The 667-nt window shown below is 67.9% G+C and carries 1 protein-coding gene and 1 pseudogene; both read right to left on the minus strand.

The features are described 5' to 3' along the window. Nucleotides 1-356: pseudogene (locus tag NU688_RS33890) on the minus strand (amino acid deaminase); the annotation flags it as partial. Continuing rightward, the coding region (locus NU688_RS33895; RefSeq protein WP_257865371.1) for an ABC transporter ATP-binding protein at nt 353-667 on the minus strand (315 nt) is incomplete at its 5' end. The gene NU688_RS33895 and the pseudogene NU688_RS33890, both read right to left, overlap by 4 nt.

Consider the following 667-nt stretch of genomic DNA (forward strand, 5'->3'; position numbering starts at 1 on the left):
CGCGCCCCGGCCGCCACGCCCACGGCCAGCTGCGTGACAGTCGCGAAGGTCAGGCCCCAGGCGCCCGCATCCAATTGCCTCTGGAAGAGCTGCGGCGACATCGTGGTCTTGCCGTGCGGCGCAAGGTCGATGCCCCACTCGCGCACGCGCGACTGCATCCACGCCAGGTTGTGTTCCAGCGCCTCGCGCTTGAGCATCGCGAGCGGCAGCGGCAGGTCGCCGGCCAGCACATTCCAGCCGGCGGCGCCCACTTCGCTGCGCAGGCGCGGCGGCTGGGTGCGCGGATAGCCCTTGAAATTGCTGCCCAGCAGCGGGTCGTTGAAGTTGGCGATAGCGTTGTCTGTCATGGTCGTCATACGGCAATGTTGGAGAGCAGCTCCTTGCGGATGCAGGCGCTGTAGTGTCCGGGAGATATCTCGTCGAGCGATGGCACCGTCTGCGCACAGGCCTCGATGGCGTGCGGGCAGCGCGTGCGGAACACACAGCCCGAGGGCGGCGAGATGGGGCTGGGAATGTCGCCCTTCAGGGCAATGCGCTCGGTCGCAAGCGTCGGGTCGGGCTTCGGGCTCGCGGCCAGCAGCGCCTGGGTGTAGGGATGCGAAGGGCGTGCGAACAGTTCGTCGGTCTCGGCCACTTCCATCACCTTGCCCAGGTACAGCACCACCAC

Source organism: Variovorax sp. ZS18.2.2, assembly GCF_024701975.1.
Classification (GTDB): Bacteria; Pseudomonadota; Gammaproteobacteria; order Burkholderiales; family Burkholderiaceae_C; genus Variovorax.